This window comes from Halomonas llamarensis, assembly GCF_023555005.1.
Taxonomy (GTDB): domain Bacteria; phylum Pseudomonadota; class Gammaproteobacteria; order Pseudomonadales; family Halomonadaceae; genus Vreelandella; species Vreelandella llamarensis.
The window spans coordinates 41,021-65,962 of record NZ_JAMJPJ010000003.1 but is presented as its reverse complement, the minus strand read 5'-3'; the positions used below and the strand labels follow the sequence as shown (position 1 = coordinate 65,962).

The window sequence follows — 24,942 nt, the reverse complement described above, 5'->3', positions numbered from 1 at the left end:
TGTTGACTCCCTCTGCGAGGATCCCGCCATGCAGGCATCCAATACGCTGATTTCGTTATTGAGCGCCATTGCCGTGCTGGCCGGTCTCGGCGTGGGCTTTGGCGCACTATTAGGCTTTGTGAGTGAGCGGTTTAAAGTCAAAGGTAACCCGCTGGTGGAGAAAATCGATGCCTTACTGCCGCAAACGCAGTGCGGCCAGTGTGGCTATCCGGGGTGCCGCCCCTACGCTGAAGCGATCAACGAAGGGGATGCCATCAACAAATGCCCGCCGGGAGGCGAAAGTACCATTGCCGCCTTAGCGGATTTGCTAGGGCGCGAGCCCGAACCGTTAGACGGCGAGTCCCAAGCCGAAGAGCGCGTGGCCGTCATCCGCGAGGACGAGTGCATCGGCTGCACCAAGTGCATTCAAGCCTGCCCGGTCGACGCCATTATCGGCGCCGCCAAACAGATGCACACGGTCATCGAGGATGAATGCACCGGCTGCGATCTGTGCATTGCCCCCTGCCCGGTCGACTGTATTGATATGCTGCCCCGAAGCACACCGCTCACCCAGTGGCAGCCGGTCGTTAACGCGTCCACCGCCGACCTCATCGCCAGCGACCGCGCCGAGGAGCCACCCCATGTCGCGCGCGTTTGACTTTCCTGGCGGCGTTTACCCTCCCGAGCGCAAGACCCGTTCAACCGAGCGCCCTTTAAGCGATACGCCACTTCCTGATCGGGTCGTTCTACCACTCAGTCAACACAGCGGGCGCCCCGCTGTGCCCTGCGTAGCTGTAGGCGAGCAGGTGCACACTGGCACGTTGATCGCCCAGCCCGACAACATGATCTCAAGCGCCCTGCACGCAAGCATTAGCGGTAAGGTGGTGGAAATAAACACGGCGCACATCATCATTGAAAAAGACACGGGTAACGCAGGTGATAAAAAAGATACCGAGACACGCCTTAAACCGCTGGATTGGCGCGCCGCAGAGCCTGAAACTCTGCTTGAACGGCTTGATACCAGTGGTGTTGTCGGGCTTGGTGGGGCGGGCTTCCCAACGCAGGTAAAAGCCCGCGTGCGTGAGCGCCATTCGCTCGATACGCTGGTGGTCAACGCCGCCGAGTGTGAGCCTTATATCACCGCCGATGACGTGACGCTACGGCACTTTGCGGCTGACGTGCTCGAAGGCGCGCAGTTAATGGCCAAGCTTGCTGGCGCCGAACAAATACTCGTCGGCATTGAGGACAATAAGCCCGAGGCCATTGCCGCATTAGAAGCGGCGGTGCCTAAAAGCCTGCCGCTGCCGGTGGTGATCAACGTCATCGAGACCCGCTACCCCAGCGGCGGTGAGCGCCAACTGATTAAAAAGCTGCTCGACCGCGAAGTGCCCAGCGGCGGCTTGCCTGCCGATGTCGGCGTGCTGTGCCACAACCCCGGCACGCTCTCGGCAGTGCTGCACGCCGTGCGCGACGGCGCTCCGCTAACCTCACGAATCGTCACCCTGACCGGCAATGCCCTCGCACGCCCCGGCAATTACCGCGTACGCCTTGGCACGCCCATGCGTGAATTGTTGCAACACGCGGGCCTGAACGCTGCCAAGTTAACGACGCTGATTCATGGCGGGCCGATGATGGGTGTCGCGTTAACCGACCTTGACACCCCGGTGGGAAAGACCACCAACTGCTTGATTGCCGCCACGGCTGATGAGCTGCCAGCCGCGCCAACGGAGTCGCCCTGTATCCGCTGCGGCGCCTGTGAAGACGTTTGCCCGGCGTCATTACTGCCGCAGCAGCTGCATTGGTATGCCCGTGCAGGGGATGACGCCCGCTTGGAACGCTACCACCTTTTCGACTGCATCGAGTGCGGTGCCTGCAGTTACGTCTGCCCGAGCCATATCCCGCTAGTGGATGATTACCGCGAGGCCAAAGCACGCCTGCGCCTTAAACGCATCGAAGCGACAAAAGCCGAGCACGCCAAACACCGCTTCGAGTTCCGCCAAGCGCGCTTAGCTCGCGAGGAAGCCGAGAAACAGGCCCGGCGCGAGGCGCGTCTCGCGCAAGCTAAACGTCCATCGCAAGCGGAGGAAAACGACGGCGCCAGCAATCAAGCCGATATACGCAGTCTACGTATCGCCCAAACCGCGGCGAAAGCGGCCGTGCGCAAAGCGGAAAAAACGCTCGCCCGAGCAGCACAACAGGACCCGCAGCAAGACCTCTCAGACCTGGAAACCCAGCTCGCGACGGCGCAGGAGAACTTAAAAGCCGCTGACGCCAAGCTATCTGCCGCCCGCAAGCCATCAACCTCTTAAGGAGCCAAACGCCACGATGAGCTTTTTGCATCACACGGCGACGCCCGTCAATGCCCAGCGACCCAACAGCACGCCGGTGCTGATGCGCTGGGTACTGATCGCTACGCTGCCCGGTATCGCCGTGATGACGTATTACTTCGGTGCTGGCGTGCTGGCCAATATCGTGATCGCCACGGTCATTGGCTTGGCACTGGAAGCGGCGGTGCTGACGCTGCGTAAACGCCCCATTCGCCCGGCGCTTAATGACTCCAGCACGCTGGTCACCGCCGTGCTGCTGGGCGTCGCGCTGCCCCCTGCAAGCCCGTGGTGGCTGATTAGCGTGGGCATGGTGGCTGCCGTGGTGGTGGCTAAACAGCTTTACGGCGGGCTGGGGCAAAACCCCTTCAACCCGGCGATGGTGGGCTATGCGCTACTTTTAGTCTCCTTCCCCACCTACATGACGCTTTGGTCGCCGCCGCAGCCGCTTCTACCCGAGACACTGTGGGCACAAATGTTGGGCCTTTTACCCGCAGCCGAGTGGGATGCGACCAGCGGCGCCACCCCGCTGGACGCGTTCAAACACAAAGGCGAAGCGGTGCTTGCCAGCGAATTCTGGGCGACGAATCCGCTACCGCCGGACACGCTTGATGCCTGGCAACACAGTGGTTGGGCATGGCTTTTAGGCGGTGGGCTTTTGCTCTACAAACGCATCATCAGCTGGCATATTCCCGTAGCAATGCTGGGTAGCATGACGCTGCTGGCGGCGCTGTTTTATGCCGGCGACCCCAGTCACTTTGCCTCGCCAAGTTTTCATCTTTTTACCGGGGCAGCGATTTTCGGGGCGTTTTTTATCGCCACCGACCCCGTCTCAGCGGCCACTAGCCGCCGTGGCAAACTTATCTATGGCGCAGGTATTGGCGCATTAGTGATGTTGATACGCACCTTCGGTGCCTACCCTGACGCGGTGGCATTTGCCGTGCTGTTGATGAACCTGTGTGTGCCGCTGCTGGATCTTTACAGCGACCCGCGCGTCATGGGGCACGCGAAGACGACTCGCGGGCAGCGCCCACCGGGAGGCGAGGCATGAGAGTGCAAGCGGCGATCAAGCAGGGAGCGTTAGCGCTCGGGGCGTTTGCACTGGTCACGGCTGGCAGTGTCGGGGTGATTCGCGCGCTCACCGCCGAACGTATTGCCACCAATGCCGAGGTGTATCAGCATCAAAAGCTACGCGAGGTGTTGCCGCCAGCGCTAGCAAACGTTGGCATCGAGCGTATTCTTGAAGGCGCCTTTGCCCTACCCGAGCCGCAAGCACTTGGTCACCATGGCCCCGCTCAAGGCTGGTCGATACAAACACAAGACAAAAGCATCATCATTCTCCCAGTCGTTACCCACGAAGGTTATAGCGGGGACATACATCTACTGGTGGGCATTGGTGCCGAGCGGCACATTAGCGGCGTGCGCGTCACCGAGCATCAGGAAACGCCGGGGCTTGGCGATAAAATCGAGCGGCGCCGTAGCGATTGGGTCACCGAATTTAACGGTTTGCGCTTGGACAGCCTGCCCGAGCGCGCCTGGGCGGTAACCAAAGACGGCGGTGAATTCGACACTTTCACCGGCGCGACGATTACGCCCCGCGCCGTGGTCGACGCCGTGTATCAAGCCCTGCTCTATGCCGAGCGCACGCCGCTGCCCGGCTTAGTAACACCCAATATCATGAAGGAGCCCACGCCATGAGCCAGTTTTCTGCTCTCGCCCGCGAGGGGCTGTGGCATCAAAACCCCGCGCTGGTACAGCTACTCGGCTTGTGCCCGTTATTGGCCGTGAGCAACAGCGTGGTGAACGCGCTCGGGCTTGCCATCGCCACGCTGTTAGTGCTGGTGGGCTCAAGCAGCGTGGTGTCGCTATTACGCCACCAAGTGCCCGGCAGCGTGCGCTTGCCCGCGTTTGTGATGATCATCGCCGCTTTTGTCACCTGCGCCGAGCTTTTGATGGCCGCCTATGCGTACCCGCTCTACCAGGTGCTGGGCATTTTCATTCCACTGATTGTCACCAACTGCGCGATTTTAGGCCGCGCCGATGCCTTCGCTTCACGCCATCCGCCGCTTATCGCCGCCTTTGATGGCTTGATGATGGGGCTGGGTTTTGCCGCCGTGCTGGTGCTGCTGGGCGCGCTACGCGAGCTGTTGGGCCAAGGCACGCTGTTTAGCGATATGGCGCTACTATTTGGCGCCGCTGCCAACAGCTGGGAAATGGTGATTATCGCCGATTATCAGTTTCTGTTTTTCCTGCTGCCGCCGGGGGCATTTTTTGTCGCGGGCCTGCTCATCGCGCTGAAAAATGCCATCGACCAGGCCAATGCCGCACGCGCCAACCCCGTCGATGCCGCCGCGACAACAGAGCGACGCGTACGCGTCACCGGCATGATTAAATAGCAGACAGCCCGTTGAAAACAGCACATAGAACAGGATGCTGCATGAACGCACAAAAACGCTACGAGATTTTTTCCCGCCTCAAGGCAGAAACCCCGCAGCCGACCACTGAGCTCAATTGGTCCTCGCCGTTTGAGTTGCTCGCCGCCGTTTTGCTTTCAGCGCAAGCCACCGATGTCGGCGTCAACAAGGCCACCGCCCGGCTCTTTCCCATCGCCAATACGCCTCAAGGCATTATTGACCTGGGAATAGACGGGCTCAAAGAGCACATTAAGACCATCGGGCTTTACAATACCAAGGCCAACAACCTGATGAAGACGTGCCATCTATTGGTGGACCAACACGGCGGCGAGGTGCCCAAAACCCGCAAGGCGCTGGAAGCGCTGCCCGGCGTGGGACGCAAGACCGCCAACGTGATATTGAACACCGCCTTTGGCCTACCCACCATCGCCGTGGATACGCATATCTTTCGCGTCTCCAACCGTACCGGCATCGCCAAAGGCAAAGACGTGGTGGAAGTCGAGCAGAAGCTGTTGCGCCATGTGCCGCGCGAGTTCAAGCAAGACGCCCACCACTGGCTGATTCTGCACGGACGCTATACCTGTGTCGCCCGCAAACCTCGCTGCGGTAGCTGTATCATCGAAGATCTCTGTGAATACAAAGAGAAAACCGAGCTAGGATAATAACACCTGATACTCTCCCTCCCAGGCGGGCCATTCCCATTGTGCTGTAGCAAGAGGTGGCGGTCGGGAACTTGGCGCCGTCAGCCACGCGCGGAGCGTATCGGTCAGCCCTTTTCGTGTGCCATCGAAGCGATAAGCCTTCGGGTACAGCTCGGGAAAGCAAAGGCGATCCGGCACCAGCGGCAGCACTCCCCGCTGCGCCGCCTCCATGATCGCTAACCCTTGAAACTCGTGCCAAGTGGTCGACACCACGATTCCGGCACTTGCCAACAACGCATGGTATTCCGTCTCTGGCTGAGGTCCCCAGGCCACTATTCGGTTGGCTAAACGCTCGCGCGCTTGATCAAATACCGGCGGCGTTTGCCGAAACTGCTGCCCCATCACGGCGAGTTCAAATGCCACGCCTTCTTCACTCAGGGCAAAAAGCGCGTGAAAGAAGTCATCCGGGTTTTTATCGTACTCCCAGCGATGGTTCCAAACGATCCGCTGGGGCATGTTCTGCTGACCCTCATCCGAGGCAAGCGGCAAAATCGGCACCGGCAACACCCGCGCGTTTTGGCGCAATGTTTCGAGCAACTTAGCGGCGGGCAGATTTTCTGGCATGCGCTTGAGAAAAGCCCGCGCCCCGTCGATAAACGAATCACGGTTATACGCGGAGTTAAACACCACCTGATCAGCGGCGAGAGCGGCATAAAGATTGACCATTTTCGCCTCACCCTGCGGCGCCTGCTCGGCGGACTCGGGGTAAGCGAACTGGTTTTCATGGAAATACACCACTTTCTTAGCACTCCCCAGATGCGGATACAGCCCAATCAGCGTGGCGACATCGACCATGGATGTCGCCAGCACGAGATCGAACGGCTGACTCAGTGCGTGGTGTTCTTTCAGCGCCCACGTCAGCGGATTTCCGCGAATGCGCCAGCGAAAATGTCGCGGCGGCAGGGTTAAACACGTCCACTCGGCCTCGGTATGCGCCATCACCTTCTCCGCCCAAAACCGATGGCTCACCGCCGAGTAGGCCGATAATAAAAGGGCTCGCATAAGGTTTCCTTTAATTTTAGCGTGATTCCCACAAAGCGCAGCGACTTTAGCAGCATTCGGCCAAGGTCGTCTTGGCCGAATGCGACCGCCCTCATACACTGAAAGCGACAACAGCGATAAAGTACGACTTAAACGCTAACCACCGATCCAAAAAAATAAAACACAGCATCCTGGGAGAGCGAGATGGCCAATGTGTTGGTAGTCGATGACGAGCCCAATATCGTTCTGTCTTTAGAGTTTTTGATGGAGCAAGCCGGTTTTCAGGTCACGATAGCCGAGGATGGCGAACAAGCCTTAGAAAGCGTTAAAAACGCCCACCCCGATTTGATTTTGCTCGACATCAGCCTACCGGGTATCAGCGGCTTCGACGTGCTAGAGCAGCTACGCGGGCAGCCGGATACCGCGTCATTGCCGATTATCATGCTCACCGCCCACGGTCGTGAGGTAGAGCGTGAAAAAGGCATGGCACTAGGGGCCGATGATTACATCACCAAGCCTTTTTCGACCCAAACCCTGGTCGAAAAAGTCAAAGCGCTACTTAATGGGGCACCGTCATGAAACGCCACGGACTCCCCAAACGTCAGCGGCTGATTGGCCTTTGGCTTTTACTCAGTGGCGTAAGCTTATTTGGCGGTGCACTTTTCGCGGGCTGGCTGGACGCGCACCTCAATCCTGATGGCTGGCAACGTATCGTGCTGTGGCTGGGTAGTTTTTCAGGTGGCGGCACCATTTTTCTTGTGGGCCTTTTGCTTGAACGAATGCTGTTTACCCCGCTACGCCATTTGCAGGTGCAACTGGCACGCTTGGTTTCAAGCCCCGATGCCCGCGATGAGCATCCGCCTGAAGGCTGGTTAAAAGGCTTAGGCCCTGACCTTCGCCGCGTGCATGAAAGTTGGCGCGACGACCGGGCGCGGCTTGCCACCGCGCATGCAGAAGGTGCCCGCAGCGCGGCACGTATCCGCCAGGAGCTGGAAACCCTGCTACAAGTGCTCGAAACGCCCCTGCTGCTATGCGACCACCACCGTCGTGTCATGCTCTTTAATCAAGCGGCAGAAGATTTTTTTTCTGGCCATGACGGTCTAGGCCTCGGCAAGCGGCTAGAAACATTGCTTCCCAGCCCCAGTTTGCAGCACTCGCTGTCGCAACTCCCCCACGATGGCTCTCCCCGTGAGCTGCTCGCCCCGTGCGATGAACGCTGGCTAAAAATCATCCTGCGCCGTGTACCAGGCAGCGACGGCGAAACCTTATTGACATTTACCGATGCGACCGCCTCTTGGTCGAGTGAAATGGGCGTGCGCGCGGAAATCGCCGCCATGTTAACGCCGCTGCGCCAGCATACGGCTAGCCTCACCAGCGCCGCCGATGCGCTCATTCAACTTCGCCAGCGTGATGATGCGACCGATTCGCTCCGTGAACGCCTTGAGCGGGTTATCGAAGAAGAAGGCGTCACCCTTGGCGACAGCGTGGCCCGCATCGGCACGCTTTTAGATGACATGCAGCACCAGGGCGAGCGCTTAACCCCAATGTGGTCAAACGATTTCTGGCAGGCATTAGATGAGCACCTAGACCCCGAGCATCGCCTGATCACGCCCATTGGCATGCCGGCTTGGTTCAAAGGCGACGCACCGGCACTGATTGCGCTGCTGGCGTCACTGGTCCAACACCTTAACGCGTACTTGCCGGATAACGGCTTCGAGGGTGAAGTCTGCCTAGGCAACAAGCGCGTTTATCTCGACTTCATCTGGCGCGGCAAGCCACTGCCCGAGCGTGAACTGGCACAGTGGCAGCAAAAAACGCTGGAGAGTTTACCCCTTTCGCCGACCGTCGCCGACGTACTGCGCCAGCATGCCAGCGATATCTGGAGCCTGGCTGACGAAACCAGCGGCTATGCCCGCATCCGTTTGCCGCTGCCTGCTACCGAGCGAGTTGGTGCCCCCCGCGAAACGACCCCACCGCGCCCGGAATTTCACGACTTTGGCATTGCCGATTTACCCCCGCCGGACGATGCACTCGCAAATCGCTCCTTGCGAAGCCTTGAAGTCGTCGCCTTTGATACCGAAACCACCGGGCTGGAGCTTCGCCGAGGGGATACCGTGATTAGCGTGGGCGCCTGCCGCGTGGTCAACGCCCGCTTACTGGCAAGCGAAGTATTTGACCAAAAAGTCGATCCCAAGCGCCCGATCCCGCCGGCAAGCACGGCAATTCATGGGCTGACCGATACCGACGTTGAAGGCGCGCCGCCGCTCGATATCGTGCTCACGCGCTTTCGCCAATACGTCAGCGACGCGGTGTTGCTCGCGCACAACGCCTCGTTTGATATGTTGGCCATTAGTCATCACGGCGTCGATTTCGATCTTCCCGTGCTGGATACGCTGCTGATTTCCCGCGCGTTGGATGAAGCGATCGACGGCCACGACCTCGACAGCCTAGCGAAGCGTTACGACCTTTCCTTCCCTCCTGGCACGCGACATACCGCACTCGGCGATGCCCGGGTAACAGCCGAGCTTTGGCTTGCCCTACTTCCACGACTGGAAGCGCGCGGTATCGACACCTTGGAAAAATTACTCGCCCTGCAGAACAATGCGTTCGACAAAGAGGACGCCAGCGCATGAGCCCTAACCACGACGTACCGCATGACTCACACCAAGCTCCACACCGCGATTCACGCCACCATGCGCGTCTTATCGCGTTGATACTGCTCGCGGTATTGCTGTTTTGCCCGCCGGTACTTGTGGTCATCGACCGCTTGCCCGGCGTGGCAAGCCTGGCGCTGTATCTTTTTGGCGCCTGGGCGCTGGTGATTGCGCTAGGCGCTTGGTTAATGGAGCACTCCGCAAAGCATTGAAACCTGGAGCACTAACGCAGGCATACCGCCTCTGAGGAGTTGCGCCGATGCGCACAGACCCGATAATCCTTACCGCTGCTTTTGGCTATTTAGCCCTGCTGTTTGTGGTGGCGGCATGGGGTGATCGTCGCGCGGAAGCGGGTCGCACGGTGATCGGCTCGCCAACGGTCTATGCGTTATCGATTGCGGTTTATTGCACGGCGTGGACATTTTACGGCAGCGTCGGGCGCGCGGCTGAACGCGGGCCTAGCTTTTTACTGATTTACCTCGGCCCGACGCTTGCCATGCTCACCGCGCCTTTTTTGCTGCGCAAAATGGTGCGCATCGCAGCGCGTGAGCGGATCACCTCGATCGCCGATTTCATTAGCGCACGCTATGGCAAAAGCACCGGCCTTGGCGCGCTTGTGGCATTAATGGCGCTGATCACCATCACGCCGTATATCGCCTTACAGCTCAAAGCGATTACTGTCAGCCACGCGATACTGATTAACTACCCCGATAGCGCTGACACCACCCTGACCAACGAAAGCTTCTGGGTGGATAAATCCTTCTGGGTGGCACTCGTGCTTGCGGTGTTCATTATCCTCTTCGGCACTCGCCACCTTGATGCCAGCGAGCGCCATGAAGGGATGGTCGCCGCCATCGCCTTAGAGTCCTTAGTCAAGCTAGCGGCGTTTCTCGCCGTGGGGCTATTCGTTGTTTTCGGGCTATTCGCCGGGCCAGGAGATCTATTCCGGCAAGTCGCCTTAACGCCCGAGCTTAACGATTTAATGAGCCTCGAAAGCGTGCCCGGCGGTGTAACCGGCTGGGTGGGCATGCTGGTACTGGCGTTTTTGGCCTTTATTACCCTGCCCCGCCAATTTCAGGTCTTGGTGGTTGAGAACGTCGATGAGCGCCACCTCAAGCGCGCCAGCTGGTTGTTCCCGCTCTACATGCTGCTGATCAACCTCTTTGTCATCCCGATTACGCTGGCTGGCTTATTACTGGGCGAGGCGGCTGGCAACCCAGATAGCTTTGTCCTTACGCTGCCTTTGCTTGCCGGAACCGAGGCGTTACCTTTATTTGTCTTTATCGGCGGGCTCTCCGCTGCCACTGGGATGGTGATTGTCGAAACCATCGCGCTTTCCACCATGGTGAGTAACCAGCTCGTTATGCCGTTACTGCTCCGGCTAAAGTACCTGCATATCAACTACCAGGGCAGGCTTGCGGGGTGGCTTTTGGGCATCCGCCGCATCTCTATCGTGCTGATTTTGCTCTTGGGTTATCTCTATCACGCGCTGATTGGCGACTCTTATAGCTTGGTCACGATTGGCCTTGTCTCTTTTGCCGGTGCCGCGCAACTTGCGCCTGCTCTTCTGCTGGGCCTTTATTGGCGCGGCGCGACCCGCCAAGGCGCAACGTTTGGGCTCATTGCCGGATTTGCCGTCTGGGTGTACACCCTGCTACTGCCGGGGTTTGCTCAATCCGGGTGGTTGAGCGCCACACTGCTTACCGACGGCCCTTGGGGCATTGGCTGGCTAACACCCTATGCGCTATTTGGCTTAAATGGCTGGGATATTTACACGCATTCGTTGCTTTGGAGCATGATGGCTAATGTGGGCTTGTTAGTGGGTGTCTCACTATTCACGCGGCCAACGACACTTGAACAAACGCAAGCAGCGCTTTTCACCCGAGCCCTGCACCCCAACCTGCAAACCACATCACTCTGGCGTGGCCAAACCACGCGAGGAGAACTGAGCGAGTTACTTGAGCGCTACCTGGGGGCGACAGCCACACAGCGCGTTTTCGCTAACGCCCCTCACCGAGATGATGCCACCGAAGAGCCAGCCTCTACAGAGCTTATTACGCGTGCTGAACAAGCGCTTGCGGGCTCACTGGGTAGCGCATCTGCCCGAGTGCTGATCAACTCGGTGGTGCGCGGTGAGGCGGTTGATCTCGCATCCATCTTGAGCATTCTCGACACCACCTCACAAACGCTGGAGTCCAACCGAGAGCTAGAGCAAAAATCTCAGGAACTTGCCCGCATCGGCGAAGAATTGCGCGCGGCCAATGAACGCCTACGCGAGCTCGACCGGTTGAAAGATGAGTTTGTCGCAATGGTGAGCCACGAGCTGCGTACTCCGCTTACCTCCATCCGCGCATTCGCCGAAATTTTGCGCGATAGCGATAAAATGCCCGACGAGAAACGCCAACACTTTTTGGGTGTTATTGTGCATGAAAGTCAGCGCCTCTCACGGTTAATCGAGGAGATCCTAGATCTGGCGCGTTTAGAAAGTGGCCGTTTAACACTTAACCCGGAAACGCTGGATCTCGCTGAACTTGCCCGCCATAGCGTCGATGCGATCTCGCGCTTGCAAGAAAACCGCGGCGTGACGTTGAACGTTAAGATAGACATTGAACCCGCCATGATTGTCGGCGACAGCGACCGCTTAGAACAGGTTATTATTAACCTGCTAGATAATGCGGGTAAGTTTGCCGACCGTGACGATCCGCAGGTATTGCTGCGTCTTTATGCACACAAAAAACACTTCCGCCTTAGCGTGGAAGATAATGGGCCGGGGATTAGCGCGGAAGAACGTGAGCGCGTCTTCGAGAAGTTCCACCAAATCGAGCAGTCAAGTGGTAGTGCCACTCGCGGGCGCCCCAAAGGCAGCGGGCTGGGATTACCCATCAGCCGTGGGATCGTCGCCCACTTAGGCGGGCGCTTATGGGCGGGCGAAGGCTCCACGCTCGGCGGTGCCTGCCTGGTTATGGAGCTCCCGAACGCACCCGAGACTGAGCGTGACTGACAAACTTCCGAATCTGCTGGAAGTCGTATTTGAGCATGTGCGTTTGGTCATCGCGCAACTTTGCGCTATCCACCCAGCCGTCGGCTACTTGGCCAAGCGACAGGTTATGGCGCTGCTGATCAAGCGTTAGCTGCTGTAAACGCTCAAGCGTGGCCACTAGACCCTCTGCCTGATCACGTGCCACGCCACTCGCGCTATGCTCTCCTAGTTCTTGTAGCCGCTTGCGGGTACTTACCTCACGCACACCAGTGTGAAGGCTTAAAAGTCGCACCGCACTAACAAGCGGCATCAGCCCTTGGTGTTTAAGGTCGATAGCCCCAGAAAACGGCGCTTCTTTTATGCTACCTTTCAAGCGGCCAAAGCGGTCTAACGCCACAGGCAACTCATCGAGTAGCGCCGCCATTTCATCCATAAACAGTGAGCGCTTTGGCACGATATCCGCCACGCTCTGTAATAGTGCTCTAGCCAGGCGCGTCTCGCCTACGACAGGCGTGAAATCCAATAAGATATTGGTTTGCTGTACGCGCTTAACGCGTCGCTCTTGCGTCCATAACTCCAGCTGGGTACGCCACTCACCAAGACGTTTACGCCACATGGGCCAACGCGCCATCACATGGCCTTGGCACAGCGGTATCCCGGCTTCATCCAGGCGGCCCGTAAAACGCTCGCTTAGCGCCTGAAAGTAGCCATCGATTTCTCGATGACGGCTGTCAGGGTAATCGTCGATGATAAGTGCATTATCTTGATCCGGCCCGAGCAGACTTTCATCGCGAGCGCCGGAGCCTAGAATAAGAACGCAATAATCTGCCGGAGGCGCGCCCCAGCCTTGGCTTTGCATTTCATCCAACGAGAGCGTAATCGCTTGCCGGTGAAGCAAGGCGTTATGGTCGCTAATCAATTGACTAATACGCCAGGCGGGCAACTCATAACGTACAAGCGTTTCCACCAAGTGCTGCTGCCACTGATAAGCATTATGGAGGGGGCTTTCGACGGGTGGTGCCGCGTCTAGCACATCGTTTAACGGCGCAAGAAGTGCGCTCACGTCACGCGTCTGACCATGTTCAAACAGGCGACACCATGGCGATGAACGATGAACCCAGCGCATGGTGTTGAACCTACACGCCGGATGAATCAGCGGGCTTTTGACGGGGGTCGGGCTCAAACATCGTCTCGCCCACTTCGTCGATATAGCGTTTTGCCTTCGTCACCATCATCTCATCGCAGCCATCACGACTTGGCAGCATGTCGGAGCGCTCAAAGCGGTGCTCACGCACATCGCCATCGTCTAGGCGCTGACGGATAATCCCGCTCACACGGTATTGTCCACTTTGGTCATCCGGCTCGGAAATGATCACGTAACCGTTATACTCGACGGCATCTGCCGCTTGAGGGCGGCTACCTTGCTGCGTTTTGTCACCGCCTAGCAGGCCGGTCATTAGCTTTTTCAGCATATAGGCTCCTTGTACGCAAGGCGGCAGCCCTAAGGCTGCCGCGGGTCTTGCGAGTTAACTTTGCTTACGGCCTTTACCGGCGGCAATACGCAAACGCAGCGCGTTGAGCTTAATAAAACCTTCCGCGTCTTTTTGATCGTAGGCACCGGCATCGTCTTCGAACGTGGCAATCGACTCATCAAAGAGCGATGCGTCAGATTTACGCCCCACGACCGTTGCGCTGCCTTTATAAAGCTTCATGCGCACCACACCGCTGACGTTTTTCTGCGTTTCATCAATGGCAGCCTGCAACATGCGGCGCTCGGGGCTCCACCAGTAGCCGTTGTAAATCACCTCGGCGTACTTCGGCATCAGCTCGTCTTTCAGGTGGGCTTCTTCACGGTCAAGCGTCAACGACTCAATGGCACGGTGGGCGCGCAGCATAATCGAGCCACCCGGTGTTTCGTAACAGCCGCGCGACTTCATGCCTACATAGCGATTTTCGACGATATCCAAACGGCCAATGCCGTTATCACCGCCGAGCTTATTGAGCTTTTCCACCACTTCGTGGGGCCGCATCGCCTGGCCATCGATCTCCGTGATGTCGCCCTGATCATAGGTCAGCTCAACATAGGTCGGCTGATTCGGTGCGGCTTCGGGGGAGACACTCCAACGCCACATATCCTCTTCGGCTTCGGCCCACGGGTCTTCCAGAATACCGCCTTCGTAGGAAATGTGCAGCAGGTTAGCATCCATGGAGTACGGAGATTTTTTCTTCTTGCTGGAAAAATCCACCGGAATATCGTGCTGCTCGCAGTAAGCCATCAGTTTTTCGCGCGAGGTAAGGTCCCACTCACGCCACGGAGCGATCACTTTCACGCCGGGCTTCAGTGCGTAGGCGCCAAGCTCAAAGCGTACTTGATCGTTGCCCTTGCCCGTAGCGCCGTGGGAAATGGCATCGGCACCGGTCTCGTTGGCGATCTCGATTAAACGCTTAGCAATAAGCGGCCGGGCGATGGAGGTGCCCAACAAATATTCGCCTTCATAAATGGTGTTAGCACGAAACATTGGATAAACGTAATCGCGCGCAAACTCTTCGCGTAGATCCTCAATGTAGATCTCTTTCACGCCCAGCGTTTGCGCCTTAGTGCGTGCAGGCTCGACTTCTTCCCCTTGACCGATGTCGGCAGTAAACGTCACCACCTCGCAGTTGTAGGTTTCTTGCAACCACTTGACGATAACGGAAGTATCCAGGCCACCGGAGTAGGCCAGTACAACCTTTTTAACATCGGACATTCTAAGCTCCTCGTTGATCTAAAACGGCGCGGCTTGCGTCTGCGCCTTATAGTGAAACGTTAAGTATAGCGTTCTGACACGTCAACGAATACCTTCTACGGCGTGTCGACCCCAAAGCTGATAGAATGACTCACTATTACCTGCGCGCTATTGACTATTTGCTTTAAGGAGAGCTGCATGAGCGAGGCAATTGCCCGCGATTTAATGGCCCAGCGGTTTCGCAGTTACCTTCCCGTCGTGGTGGACTTAGAGACAGGCGGCTTTAACGCGAAGGGGGATGCCCTGCTAGAGATCGCGGCCGTAACGCTCACGATGGACCCGGAAGGCAACCTGCTACCCGATGCCACTTACGCTTATCATCTAAAACCGTTCGAAGGTGCCAACATTGAGCAATCAGCGTTGGATTTTACCGGCATCAAGCTTGATGACCCATTGCGTCAGCAAGTTGCCGTGACCGAAGCCGAGGCGCTGGGGGAGCTATTTCGCCCCGTGCGCAAAGCGATCAAAGCCCACGGCTGCACCCGCGCAATTTTGGTGGGCCACAATGCTGCTTTTGATCATGGTTTTTTAAATGCAGCTGCCGAACGTTGCGGCATTAAACGTAATCCCTTCCACCCCTTTTCGAGCTTTGATACCGCATCACTGGCTGGGCTGGTCTATGGCCAAACGGTGCTCGCCCGCGCTTGTCGCGCCGCCGGTATCGAGTTCGATAATAAAGCCGCCCACTCAGCGCGCTATGACACCGAACGCACCGCCGAGCTTTTTTGCACCATGGTCAACCGCTATAAAGACTTGGGTGGCTGGCGTCTTGCCCAGCGCGAACAAGAAATGGACCGCGCCGACGATTAAGGCCATGGATGCAGGGATACCCCCTTTACGTTAAAATGCACTATTAAACCGATGCTTTTACACGCCTGCCCTTCAAGGCGCCATTGCTTTCCGAGGGGCAGGTTCTTTAGCTTCATCTTGTTAGCCCCGTTTCCAGGAGATAAAACGTTTCCATGGCCCAGCACAATGCCTTCTATGCCCAGTCCGGGGGCGTCACCGCCGTCATCAACGCCAGCGCCTGTGGCGTTATTGAAGCCTGCCGTGAAGCAGCCGATCAGATAGGCAAAGTATACGCCGGCCATAACGGCATTATCGGGGCGTTAACCGAAGACCTTATTGATGTCTCCCAAGAGAGCGACGCGTCGATTGCCGCGCTACGCCATACACCCGGAGGTGCTTTTGGCTCTTGCCGCTATAAACTCAAAGATATTGATACCCATCGCGCTCAGTACGAGCGCTTGATTGAGGTCTTCAAAGCCCACGATATTCGCTACTTTTTTTACAACGGTGGTGGCGATAGCGCCGATACATGCCTGAAAGTCTCACAGCTGTCGGAGAAAATGGGTTACCCGTTGACCGCCATCCATGTGCCCAAAACCGTGGATAACGACCTGCCAGTGACCGACAACAGCCCCGGCTTTGGCAGCGTGGCCAAATACATCGCCACCTCGACCCGAGAAGCGTCACTGGATGTCGCCTCCATGTGTGCCACCTCCACCAAAGTGTTCGTGCTGGAAGTGATGGGCCGCCACGCTGGTTGGATCGCCGCCTCGGGCGGGTTGGCTGGAGAAGGCGAAGGCGAACCGCCGCATTTGATTATCTTTCCGGAAATTGCGTTTGATCGCGAAGCCGTCATGGCGCGGGTAGATACATGCGTAAAAGAGTATGGCTACTGTGCAATCGTCGTTTCCGAAGGTGCACGTTATGAAGATGGTACTTTTTTAGCGGACGCGGGCAACACCGATGCATTTGGCCACCGGCAGCTCGGCGGGGTCGCTCCCACGCTGGCCGGCATGATCAAGCAGGATTTGGGTTACAAATATCATTGGGCCGTAGCTGACTACTTGCAGCGTGCCGCTCGCCATTTAGCCTCAAAAACCGACGTCGAGCACGCTTACGCCGTAGGCCGCGAGGCGGTTACCCTAGCGCTGGCAGGCAAAAACGCAATGATGCCCGCGATTCGCCGTGTATCTGAGTCGCCCTATCAGTGGGACGTCATCTCAGCGCCTTTGAAAGAGGTCGCTAACCAAGAAAAATTTATGCCGCGCAATTATATCAGCGAAGACGGTTTCTCGATCACGCCAGCATGCCGACGCTACCTATCGCCGCTGATTCAGGGCGAAGACTTTCCGCCGTTTGAAAATGGCTTACCCATGGTGGCCAAACTAAAACTTGCCAAAGTAAAACAGCGCCTGCCAGCTTTTACCCTTTAACGACTCGCACACCATAAGCCACTTGCGCGCTAACGCAAAAGCCAAGTAAGCACCAACAGCAGCAATAAGATTCCCGCTACCCCCTGCCAAAAACGGCGGGAATCGCTGCGCGCCTCTTGTCGATCCCGCCCACGCGGGCGCCCTAGCGGAATACGCAGCGCATGCAAAAACTCTGACATGCGCCGAAAGCGCAGCCCACGCTGCGGGGCTAACGCCCGACGCAAGGCATCGTCTAACTCAGGTGCAACTTCCGGATTAGCGGCCCGCGCACTGCGGTAGCTCAAGGCTTCAAGGTCGGTATGGCCACGTAGCCGATCAGGAGTCAGTAAATAGGGCATTTGCCCGGTGAGTAGCCAATAGGCGGTGGAGGCAAACGAATATTGATCGCTACGTCGGCCAACGCTATCGCCTAAGGCATACTCGGGCGCTGCATGCTCGCTTAGACCCACTTGGCGCAACAATTCGCCTGAATGACGATGGCCATCTGCTTCACGTACGTGGCAGGCGCTAAAGTCGGTGAGCACGAGCTTACCGTGAACATCTATCAGCACGTTATCCGGATTCACTTGTTGGTGAAGCACTTCACGGTGATGAAGCGCTTGCACCGCTTTGCCTAGCTGATTGGCGATTTCTAAGCGCTGGACCAGCGTTGCCTGTGGATGGCGCGCCGCCCATTCGCGCAGCGTCTCGCCTTCGACGTTCTCCATCAAGTAATAAAGATAGCGCCGCGGCCGTGACGGCTCTACCACGCGAACGATAAAGGGCGAATTAACCCGTTCGACGACCCACTGTTGCATCAAAAAATGCTCCAGGTAGGCGTTGCGCAGCGAAAGCTCTGGGCTTGGGGCTTTCATCACCACGGTGCGCTGTGTATTGACATCGCGAACCCGGTACACCCGCGACTGTGCCGTACGCGATAGCACTTGAATGACTTCAAAGCCGTCTAAACGCTCGCCTGCGCTCAGCTCGGGAGGAATGGGCAAATCGCCATACACTTGGCCGGGATGGTCGCTCGCCTCTTCGGGCAACTCGTCGATACGTACCAGCTGAAAGCAGAACTGATCGCCCCCGTAGCCCCGTTCTTGAGCACGGGTTTTGGCCTCATTTGCCAAGCGCTCGCACGCGGCGTCCAAGTCGCTGGCATCTTGGCGGATCAATCGCACGTAGTCAGAAGGCAATAGCGTGCCGCGCACAGCTTGGGTAGTGAAGAGAAAAATATCACCTTGTTTGAGCGGCAACTGCGTATAGTCAATATCAACGCTACCATCTAACCCCAAGGCCCGAGAGGGGTAGCGATAGCCGCCAATGTCCGTCACGTGATCCCGCGATATTTGCTCAAACTCGGCCCCACGCAAGCGAAACACCAACGTATCGCCCATATGGAAGAGATGCGCTTCACGATGGCGAAATACCAATGCCGAGACCGAAGAAACAAAACCACCCTCATGCACATTCTGGCTTTGACTGTAGCACCAACTATTGAGCGCTCTTAGCACACGGGTCGCCGAGGTTTTAACATCCCAGTGATCCGGAGTGGAGAAGTAGTCGGCCAAAAACCCCCTTACGCTAAGATCTCCCGCCTGCTTCGCTATGGTGTTGCGTGTGATCGAGTCACTAATAACCGCACAGCCGCCTTTTGCCTGCAACAGCGGTGCGTCGGGAATTTGCACTGACATTGAGCTGCGGTGCTGGCGACGTTCAGGCGCAACAAAGCCTTGGCCATAACTAACCAGCAATTGGGCATGCGCCAAGTTTTCCTCCTGGGAAGCGTGACAACCGATAGTGAGGGCCGAAATTACCCCCGTTATGCCAATCTATGACGTGAACGCTATGATACACATACGCCATAATAAACATAGTGGCGAGCAAGTACCTACGAAGCCGCCACCGACCTATGTTTTAGAAACGTAGGTCGCATTGGTAATTCACTTATCATGTTCGTATAATATTTCGCCATAAATGTTGGCTTATCTCCGCTCAGCCATTTGCACGCTTTTCAGTACGTTTTTTAAGTACGCTCAAGGAAATCACGATGAACTTTGACAACATCCCCGCCGGTAAAGACCTGCCCAACGATATTTACGTGGTTATTGAGATCCCGGCTCACCATGCGCCCATCAAGTATGAAATTGACAAGGACATGGGCTCCTTGTTGGTGGATCGCTTCATGGCAACGCCGATGTTTTACCCGGCCAACTATGGCTTTATTCCGCACACCTTGGCTGACGATGGCGACCCGCTTGACGCGCTGGTGGTAACACCGCATCCGGTTCAGCCGGGCTGCATTATTCGCGCCCGCCCGGTCGGTATGCTCAACATGACCGATGAAGCCGGTGAAGACGCTAAACTGGTATGTGTACCCCATGCCAAGCTTTCTGCCCTTTACGACGACGTTCAAGAAGTGACCGACTTACCGGAGCTACTGCGTCAACAAATTGCTCACTTCTTCGAGAACTACAAAGATCTCGAAAAAGGCAAATGGGTAAAAGTAGAATCTTGGGAAGGCGCCGATGCCGCGCGCAAAGCCATTGAAAAATCGATTGCCGCGTACCAAAAAGCATAAGGCGCTGACACATTATACATCATCAAACGGGCTGCCCTTTCACGGGCAGCCCGTTTATATTTAGTCACCCCATTAAGTCATCATGAAATCCTGCGTCATGTCAGCACAGCTATCCACGCAAAACTTTTGACTAAGTTATGCTGTCTCACGCTTTTATTCCCACCCTATATAGCGTGGTGGCGTATTTCATACTTCCTGACGCTGACGACTTAAGGAGATTCTGTGTTGCCGCTTCGACGTCCGCTGCTCACGCCCAGCCTTTTATTGGCTTTATTGCTTACCCCCCTACTTGCCAGCGCTCAGTGGTTCTCCTCGTCTGACGCGCAAGGCGATTTCCTTCCTGTGATGGAAGCCTTTCAGCCCAGCGCCTGGCACGATGGCGAGACGCTCTTTATCGGCATGGAAGTCGCCGACGATTACTACCTCTACCGTCATCAGTTTTCCGTTGAAAGCCAAGCCGAAGGCGTTGAGCTTCAAGACCCTAATCTGCCGGAAGGTACCTTCACCACCGATGAGTTTCTTGGCGATGTGTACATATTTCGTCAACGCGTGGTATTCGGGGTGCCTTTCGAACCAGCGCATAGCGGGCCACTGGCAATTCAGCTGACGTTTCAGGGGTGCGCGGATGCCGGACTTTGCTACCCACCAGAGCGCACAACTTTACAGGCAATGGAATCTGAGGCACCGCCCGCGTTTGCCGACTGGGATGACACCGAGACAACCGCACCTTCTGCACCTGACGCTGACGCCGACACTGCCAGCCGCTTTGATGGCCCACAAAGCGATGATCGCCGCTTTACCACGCTCTTAAACGAAGCAAGCCTTCCGTTAGCGTTAGGGCTCTTTTTTATCGCCGGGCTCGGGCTTACCTTCACCCCTTGCGTGTTACCAATGATCCCTATCTTGTCGTCGATTGTGGTAGGGCAAAACCCGACAAAGCCGCGCGCATTTGTTCTCTCGGCGAGTTACGTGCTGGGGATGTCAGCAACGTACGCGCTCGTGGGTATTCTCATGGGCCTGTTCGGCGCCGGTTTAAACTTGCAGGCACATTTACAGTCGGCCCCGGTGCTCTTAGTGTTCGCTTTGCTCTTTACTCTCTTTGCGCTGGCCATGTTTGGCGCCTTTGACATGCGCCTATCGCCTCGCCTTACAAGCCGCGTGGACGCATGGCAAGCGCGCGCGCAACAAAGTGGTCCGTTAGGTTTAGCGGTTGCTGGGGCGCTCTCAGTTTTGGTGGTATCGCCTTGCGTCACTGCACCGCTAGCAGGGGCGCTCGTTTTCATCTCCTCCACGGGTGATGCCGCGTTAGGCGGGGCTGTACTCTTTGCGCTGGGCCTCGGCATGGGCATCCCACTACTGCTCGTCGGCACCTTTGGCGCGACATTACTGCCGCGCTCAGGCGCGTGGATGAATGGTATCAAAATCGCTTTTGGCATACTGCTATTAGGGGTCGCTATCTGGATGATTGAGCGCTTAGTTCCCGCCACGGTAGCGTTACTGCTATGGGCGGCACTGGCTATCGGCGCTGCACTGACACTCGGCGCCTTACAGCTGAATCAGCCGCAAGGCTGGGCGCGCGTGCGCCAAACACTGGGGATTTTGCTGCTAGCGTGGGGACTCGCCCTGGTCATTGGCGCGGCTCAAGGGGGCACCAACCCACTGCGTCCACTGCAGTTCACTTCATCGAATACGAACACAGGCAACGAACAAACGTTGGCATTTCAAAAAGTCGACCGGCTTAGTGATTTAGATGCTGCCTTAAACGTCGCCGCCGACCAAGGCCAACCCGCATTCGTTCACTTCACCGCCGACTGGTGTATCTCCTGCAAGCAAATGGAGCGGGAAGTTTACCCTAGCCCTGGGGTTGCCCGTGCGCTGAAGGCGTACACGCTCATTAAAGCTGACGTTACCCAAACGGATGAGCAAAGCCGTACTCTGCTTGAGCACTACGGTCTGTTTGGCCCGCCGAGTCTGCTCTTTTTCCATCAAGGAGAAGAAATTCTTGATGCCCGTATCCAGGGGGAAGTCAACGCGGACGAGCTTGAGCAACACCTGCAAACGCTAAGTGACTGGCTTTCAGGCTGACAAAAGCAGGATAAGGCGGAGCTTACTGATCAACTGTCCGCCTTATGCCGCGAACGTCGTCAAACATCTGTTTAAACACCCCTTCCTTAGCATAGTAGATGCCTGTGCTGGACAAGCCCTTCCTTTTTCGGCAAACTCGACCGCATATTGGTCAAAATATAGCGCTTAAAATGGCTCACAAAGAGGTAACGTTCGCTAACGTGTCGCGTTCTCTTATATTTTGACCCAGGTTTACTGCGCTAGCAGACATGACGATGATACGCTTCGTGCATCTGCTAGTTGCTACCTTTTATCTACACGCTTATTGCTCTTTCATTTATTTACCACCTTTAAACACAAGGCCATGTCATGGATATTCGCAAAGTCAAAAAACTTATTGAGCTGCTGGAAGAATCAAACATCAGCGAAATCGAAATCCAAGAAGGCGAAGAGTCGGTTCGCATCAGCCGTCATCCCAACGGTAGCGAGCAGCCAACGCAACCGATGCCGCAATATGCCCCGCAAGCCGTAAGCACCCCGCAAGCCACCGTTCCGGTAGCCAGCGAAGAGGCTGCAGACGCGGGAGTCAGCTATCGTGGTGAAGCCGTTAACTCACCCATGGTGGGCACCTTCTATCGCAGCCCGGCACCGGGCGCAAAATCCTTCATCGAAGTCGGTGACACGGTAAAGCAAGGTGACACCGTCTGCATCGTGGAAGCAATGAAGATGATGAACCAGATTGAAGCCGACGGCGATGGCGTCATTGAGGCGATCCTCGTGGAAGACGGCGAGCCGGTCGAATTTGATCAACCCATGATCGTGATTGCTTGATCTTCTCTTTCTGACACGGGTGGACTCACCATGCTGGACAAGGTACTTATCGCCAACCGCGGCGAGATTGCCCTTCGCATTTTGCGCGCTTGCAAAGAATTGGGCATCAAAACCGTGGCGGTACACTCCAAAGCCGACCGCGAACTCATGCACGTACGCCTCGCGGATGAAGCCGTTTGTATAGGCCCAGCCTCTTCTGCGCAGTCTTATCTTAATATCCCGGCGCTGATTAGTGCGGCTGAAGTCACCGACTCAAGCGCTATACATCCCGGTTACGGCTTTCTTTCCGAAAACGCCAATTTTGCCGAGCAGGTAGAGCGCTCAGGCTTCACCTTCATTGGCCCACGGGCTGACACCATTCGTCTGATGGGTGATAAGGTCAGTGCGATTGAAGCGATGAAAAAAGCCGGGGTTCCTACCGTACCGGGCTCCGATGGCCCGCTGGGTGATGACGATGAGGTTAACCTCGCCACCGCCCGACGCGTTGGTTACCCCGTGATCATCAAAGCCGCCGCTGGCGGTGGCGGGCGCGGCATGCGCGTGGTTCATACCGAAGGTCACCTACTCTCGGCGATCAACGTCACGCGCACCGAGGCGCACTCGTCTTTTGGCGATGGCACGGTATACATGGAAAAATTTCTCGAAAAGCCGCGCCACGTAGAAGTCCAAGTACTCGCCGACGGCCAGGGCCACGCGATTCATCTGTATGACCGCGACTGCTCGTTGCAGCGTCGCCACCAAAAAGTGCTCGAAGAAGCCCCAGCGCCAGGCATTGATCCAGCTGCACGCGCCAAAGTGTTAGCCGCGTGCCGAGATGCTTGCCTCGAAATTAACTACCGTGGTGCCGGTACCTTCGAGTTCCTTTACGAAGATGGTGATTTCTTCTTTATTGAAATGAACACCCGCGTACAGGTGGAACACCCGGTAACCGAGATGGTGACCGGCGTGGATATCGTCAAAGAGCAGCTGCGCATTGCCTCCGGCATCCCCATGTCCATCACACAAGACGACGTTAAGGTACGGGGACACGCGTTTGAATGCCGTATTAATGCCGAAGATTCGCGCACGTTCATGCCCTCTCCTGGCAAGGTCTCGCTTTACCACGCCCCGGGCGGCTTGGGCGTAAGGATGGATTCGCATCTGTATACCGGCTATACCGTGCCGCCGTATTACGATTCCCTTATTGGTAAGTTGATTACGTGGGGAGAGGATCGTGACATTGCGCTCACACGCATGCGCAACGCGCTTGATGAGCTTCTCGTGGAAGGCATCAAAACCAATATTGATCTACAAAAAGACCTGGTACGGGATAGCTACTTCCGTCAAGGCGGTGTCAACATCCACTACCTGGAAAAGAAACTCGGCTAATCATTTACCCTAAGCGTTCAATAAAACGGGGTGGCCATGCCACCCCGTTTTGTTTAATGCCGATACTCGCCTTAATTACCCACTTTTTTATTCTTCCCCGCCTTGTGGAGACCGCATCATGCCTTGGCTACAACTCAAAGCCCACGTAGCCCCAGAGCAAGCAGAGCTACTTGAAGAACTTTTGCTAAACGAAGGAGCCACCGCGATTGGCCTGCAGGATGCCCACGATGACCCGGTGTTTGAACCGGAACGTGGCACCACGCCGTTATGGCAAGACACGATTTTAACCGGCCTTTACGATGACCTCGAAGAAATCGATGCCATGCTCGGGCGCATCCACGCCGCCTGGGCGGAGCAGATACCTGGCGAGCCGTGCCCCGAGATCGAATACGAGCTGCTTGCCGACCGCGATTGGGAACGCGAGTGGATGGACGATTTCACCCCGTTGCAGATGGGAGAGCGGCTCTGGATTGTACCGAGCTGGCACGCACCACCAGAGCCGGGTGCAGTGAATCTCATTTTAGATCCTGGCCTTGCCTTTGGTACCGGCACCCATCCAACAACCGCGCTTTGCCTTGAATGGCTAGATACTTTGGCGGTCAATGGCGAACTAGCGAACAAAAAAATACTCGATGTCGGCTGCGGCTCGGGTATTCTCGCCATCGCCGCACTAAAGTTGGGCGCGGTAAACGCTGATGCCACCGATATCGATCCCCAAGCGCTTCAAGCCAGCCGCGAAAACGCCGAGCGCAACGCGATTGAAGCGCAGCAACTCGCACTTTACTACCCCGAACAGTTACCTGCTAGCACCTACCCCGTGGTAACGGCTAACATTCTCGCTGGCCCATTAGTAGAATTGGCCGCGACCATTGCGGGTTATGTTGCTCCCGGTGGGCGCTTAGCCCTTTCGGGTATTTTGGCCAACCAGGCCGATGAAGTGCAGGAAGCTTATCAAGCACAAGGGCTTCAGATGCACGCGCCCCAACAGCGCGAAGGCTGGGTGAGATTGACCGGCACGCGAGCGAGATAACGTTACCATCACGAACGCCGGCCTTCACCCTAGCGGTGAGTCGGC

General features: G+C 56.7%; 22 protein-coding genes. 17 read left to right on the top strand and 5 right to left on the bottom strand.

What is annotated here, in order from left to right; genetic code table 11:
* Nucleotides 1-28: 28 nt before the first annotated feature.
* From rsxB to nth, 6 genes are read left to right on the top strand one after another with little or no spacing between them, the layout of a single operon-like run.
* Nucleotides 29-637, top strand: a complete 609-nt coding sequence (gene rsxB, locus M8006_RS03380; protein WP_250080055.1) for an electron transport complex subunit RsxB — start codon at nucleotides 29-31, stop codon at nucleotides 635-637.
* Nucleotides 621-2,288: an electron transport complex subunit RsxC gene (gene rsxC / locus M8006_RS03375; RefSeq protein WP_250080054.1), complete on the top strand. Its 1,668-nt coding sequence runs from the start codon at nucleotides 621-623 to the stop codon at nucleotides 2,286-2,288. Before rsxB ends, rsxC begins: the two co-directional genes overlap by 17 nt.
* Before the next feature lie 16 nt (nucleotides 2,289-2,304).
* On the top strand, nucleotides 2,305-3,354 hold the full coding sequence (locus M8006_RS03370; RefSeq protein WP_250080053.1) for an RnfABCDGE type electron transport complex subunit D: 1,050 nt from the start codon (nucleotides 2,305-2,307) through the stop codon (nucleotides 3,352-3,354).
* Complete coding sequence (gene rsxG / locus M8006_RS03365; RefSeq protein ID WP_250080052.1) at nucleotides 3,351-4,001, top strand: electron transport complex subunit RsxG; 651 nt, start codon at nucleotides 3,351-3,353, stop codon at nucleotides 3,999-4,001. The genes M8006_RS03370 and rsxG overlap by 4 nt, the downstream gene beginning before the upstream one ends.
* Nucleotides 3,998-4,699, top strand: coding sequence for an electron transport complex subunit E (locus M8006_RS03360; RefSeq protein WP_250080051.1), 702 nt, complete (start codon nucleotides 3,998-4,000; stop codon nucleotides 4,697-4,699). The genes rsxG and M8006_RS03360 overlap by 4 nt, the downstream gene beginning before the upstream one ends.
* A gap of 41 nt (nucleotides 4,700-4,740) precedes the next feature.
* Nucleotides 4,741-5,379: an endonuclease III gene (gene nth, locus M8006_RS03355; protein WP_250080050.1), complete on the top strand. Its 639-nt coding sequence runs from the start codon at nucleotides 4,741-4,743 to the stop codon at nucleotides 5,377-5,379.
* Here the strand turns inward: nth and M8006_RS03350 are convergent.
* Entirely contained in the window at nucleotides 5,371-6,420 is a 1,050-nt protein-coding gene (locus M8006_RS03350; RefSeq protein ID WP_250080049.1) for a tRNA-queuosine alpha-mannosyltransferase domain-containing protein, read from the bottom strand. The two genes, nth and M8006_RS03350, sit on opposite strands and share 9 nt — an antisense overlap.
* A gap of 183 nt (nucleotides 6,421-6,603) precedes the next feature.
* Here M8006_RS03350 and M8006_RS03345 point away from each other — a divergent pair, with 183 nt between their 5' ends.
* The 4 genes from M8006_RS03345 to M8006_RS03330 are packed head-to-tail and all read left to right on the top strand — an operon-like array spanning nucleotide 6,604 to nucleotide 12,054.
* Nucleotides 6,604-6,978: a response regulator transcription factor gene (locus M8006_RS03345; protein WP_250080048.1), complete on the top strand. Its 375-nt coding sequence runs from the start codon at nucleotides 6,604-6,606 to the stop codon at nucleotides 6,976-6,978.
* Nucleotides 6,975-9,032, top strand: coding sequence for a 3'-5' exonuclease (locus M8006_RS03340; protein WP_250080047.1), 2,058 nt, complete (start codon nucleotides 6,975-6,977; stop codon nucleotides 9,030-9,032). The genes M8006_RS03345 and M8006_RS03340 overlap by 4 nt, the downstream gene beginning before the upstream one ends.
* Nucleotides 9,029-9,265 carry a hypothetical protein gene (locus tag M8006_RS03335; protein ID WP_250080046.1) on the top strand — a complete coding sequence of 79 codons (237 nt, stop codon included), beginning with the start codon at nucleotides 9,029-9,031 and terminating at the stop codon, nucleotides 9,263-9,265. The genes M8006_RS03340 and M8006_RS03335 overlap by 4 nt, the downstream gene beginning before the upstream one ends.
* 47 nt (nucleotides 9,266-9,312) lie before the next feature.
* Complete coding sequence (locus M8006_RS03330) at nucleotides 9,313-12,054, top strand: sensor histidine kinase (RefSeq protein ID WP_250080045.1); 2,742 nt, start codon at nucleotides 9,313-9,315, stop codon at nucleotides 12,052-12,054.
* On the opposite strand, the gene M8006_RS03325 is transcribed toward M8006_RS03330, so the two are convergent.
* The 3 genes from M8006_RS03325 to M8006_RS03315 are packed head-to-tail and all read right to left on the bottom strand — an operon-like array spanning nucleotide 12,014 to nucleotide 14,780.
* Nucleotides 12,014-13,159, bottom strand: a complete 1,146-nt coding sequence (locus M8006_RS03325) for a DUF294 nucleotidyltransferase-like domain-containing protein (protein ID WP_250080044.1) — start codon at nucleotides 13,157-13,159, stop codon at nucleotides 12,014-12,016. The two genes, M8006_RS03330 and M8006_RS03325, sit on opposite strands and share 41 nt — an antisense overlap.
* 10 nt (nucleotides 13,160-13,169) lie before the next feature.
* Nucleotides 13,170-13,505: an HlyU family transcriptional regulator gene (locus tag M8006_RS03320; RefSeq protein ID WP_250080043.1), complete on the bottom strand. Its 336-nt coding sequence runs from the start codon at nucleotides 13,503-13,505 to the stop codon at nucleotides 13,170-13,172.
* 54 nt (nucleotides 13,506-13,559) lie between these two features.
* A complete protein-coding gene (locus M8006_RS03315) occupies nucleotides 13,560-14,780 on the bottom strand; it encodes an argininosuccinate synthase (protein WP_250080041.1) in 1,221 nt (406 codons plus the stop codon).
* A gap of 177 nt (nucleotides 14,781-14,957) precedes the next feature.
* Between M8006_RS03315 and rnt the strand changes: the two genes are divergently transcribed.
* Nucleotides 14,958-15,629 (top strand): ribonuclease T, encoded by a 672-nt coding sequence (gene rnt, locus M8006_RS03310; RefSeq protein ID WP_250080039.1) that lies wholly within the window; start codon nucleotides 14,958-14,960, stop codon nucleotides 15,627-15,629.
* Nucleotides 15,630-15,781: 152 nt separating this feature from the next.
* Nucleotides 15,782-17,041 (top strand): 6-phosphofructokinase, encoded by a 1,260-nt coding sequence (locus tag M8006_RS03305; protein WP_250080037.1) that lies wholly within the window; start codon nucleotides 15,782-15,784, stop codon nucleotides 17,039-17,041.
* A 29-nt stretch (nucleotides 17,042-17,070) separates the two neighbouring features.
* Here the strand turns inward: M8006_RS03305 and M8006_RS03300 are convergent, their stop codons facing one another.
* Nucleotides 17,071-18,792: a bifunctional protein-serine/threonine kinase/phosphatase gene (locus M8006_RS03300; RefSeq protein WP_250080035.1), complete on the bottom strand. Its 1,722-nt coding sequence runs from the start codon at nucleotides 18,790-18,792 to the stop codon at nucleotides 17,071-17,073.
* A gap of 281 nt (nucleotides 18,793-19,073) precedes the next feature.
* Between M8006_RS03300 and ppa the strand changes: the two genes are divergently transcribed.
* From ppa to prmA, 5 genes are all read left to right on the top strand, one after another.
* Nucleotides 19,074-19,604 (top strand): inorganic diphosphatase, encoded by a 531-nt coding sequence (ppa, locus tag M8006_RS03295; RefSeq protein WP_250080034.1) that lies wholly within the window; start codon nucleotides 19,074-19,076, stop codon nucleotides 19,602-19,604.
* A gap of 222 nt (nucleotides 19,605-19,826) precedes the next feature.
* Complete coding sequence (gene dsbD / locus M8006_RS03290; RefSeq protein WP_250080032.1) at nucleotides 19,827-21,689, top strand: protein-disulfide reductase DsbD; 1,863 nt, start codon at nucleotides 19,827-19,829, stop codon at nucleotides 21,687-21,689.
* Between the two features lie 348 nt (nucleotides 21,690-22,037).
* Nucleotides 22,038-22,499, top strand: coding sequence for an acetyl-CoA carboxylase biotin carboxyl carrier protein (gene accB, locus M8006_RS03285; protein ID WP_250080030.1), 462 nt, complete (start codon nucleotides 22,038-22,040; stop codon nucleotides 22,497-22,499).
* 30 nt (nucleotides 22,500-22,529) lie between these two features.
* The gene (accC, locus tag M8006_RS03280) at nucleotides 22,530-23,867 is read left to right on the top strand and encodes an acetyl-CoA carboxylase biotin carboxylase subunit (protein ID WP_250080028.1); all 1,338 of its coding nucleotides are present in this window, start codon (nucleotides 22,530-22,532) and stop codon (nucleotides 23,865-23,867) included.
* A 118-nt stretch (nucleotides 23,868-23,985) separates the two neighbouring features.
* A complete protein-coding gene (gene prmA / locus M8006_RS03275) occupies nucleotides 23,986-24,897 on the top strand; it encodes a 50S ribosomal protein L11 methyltransferase (protein WP_250080027.1) in 912 nt (303 codons plus the stop codon).
* Nucleotides 24,898-24,942: the final 45 nt, after the last annotated feature.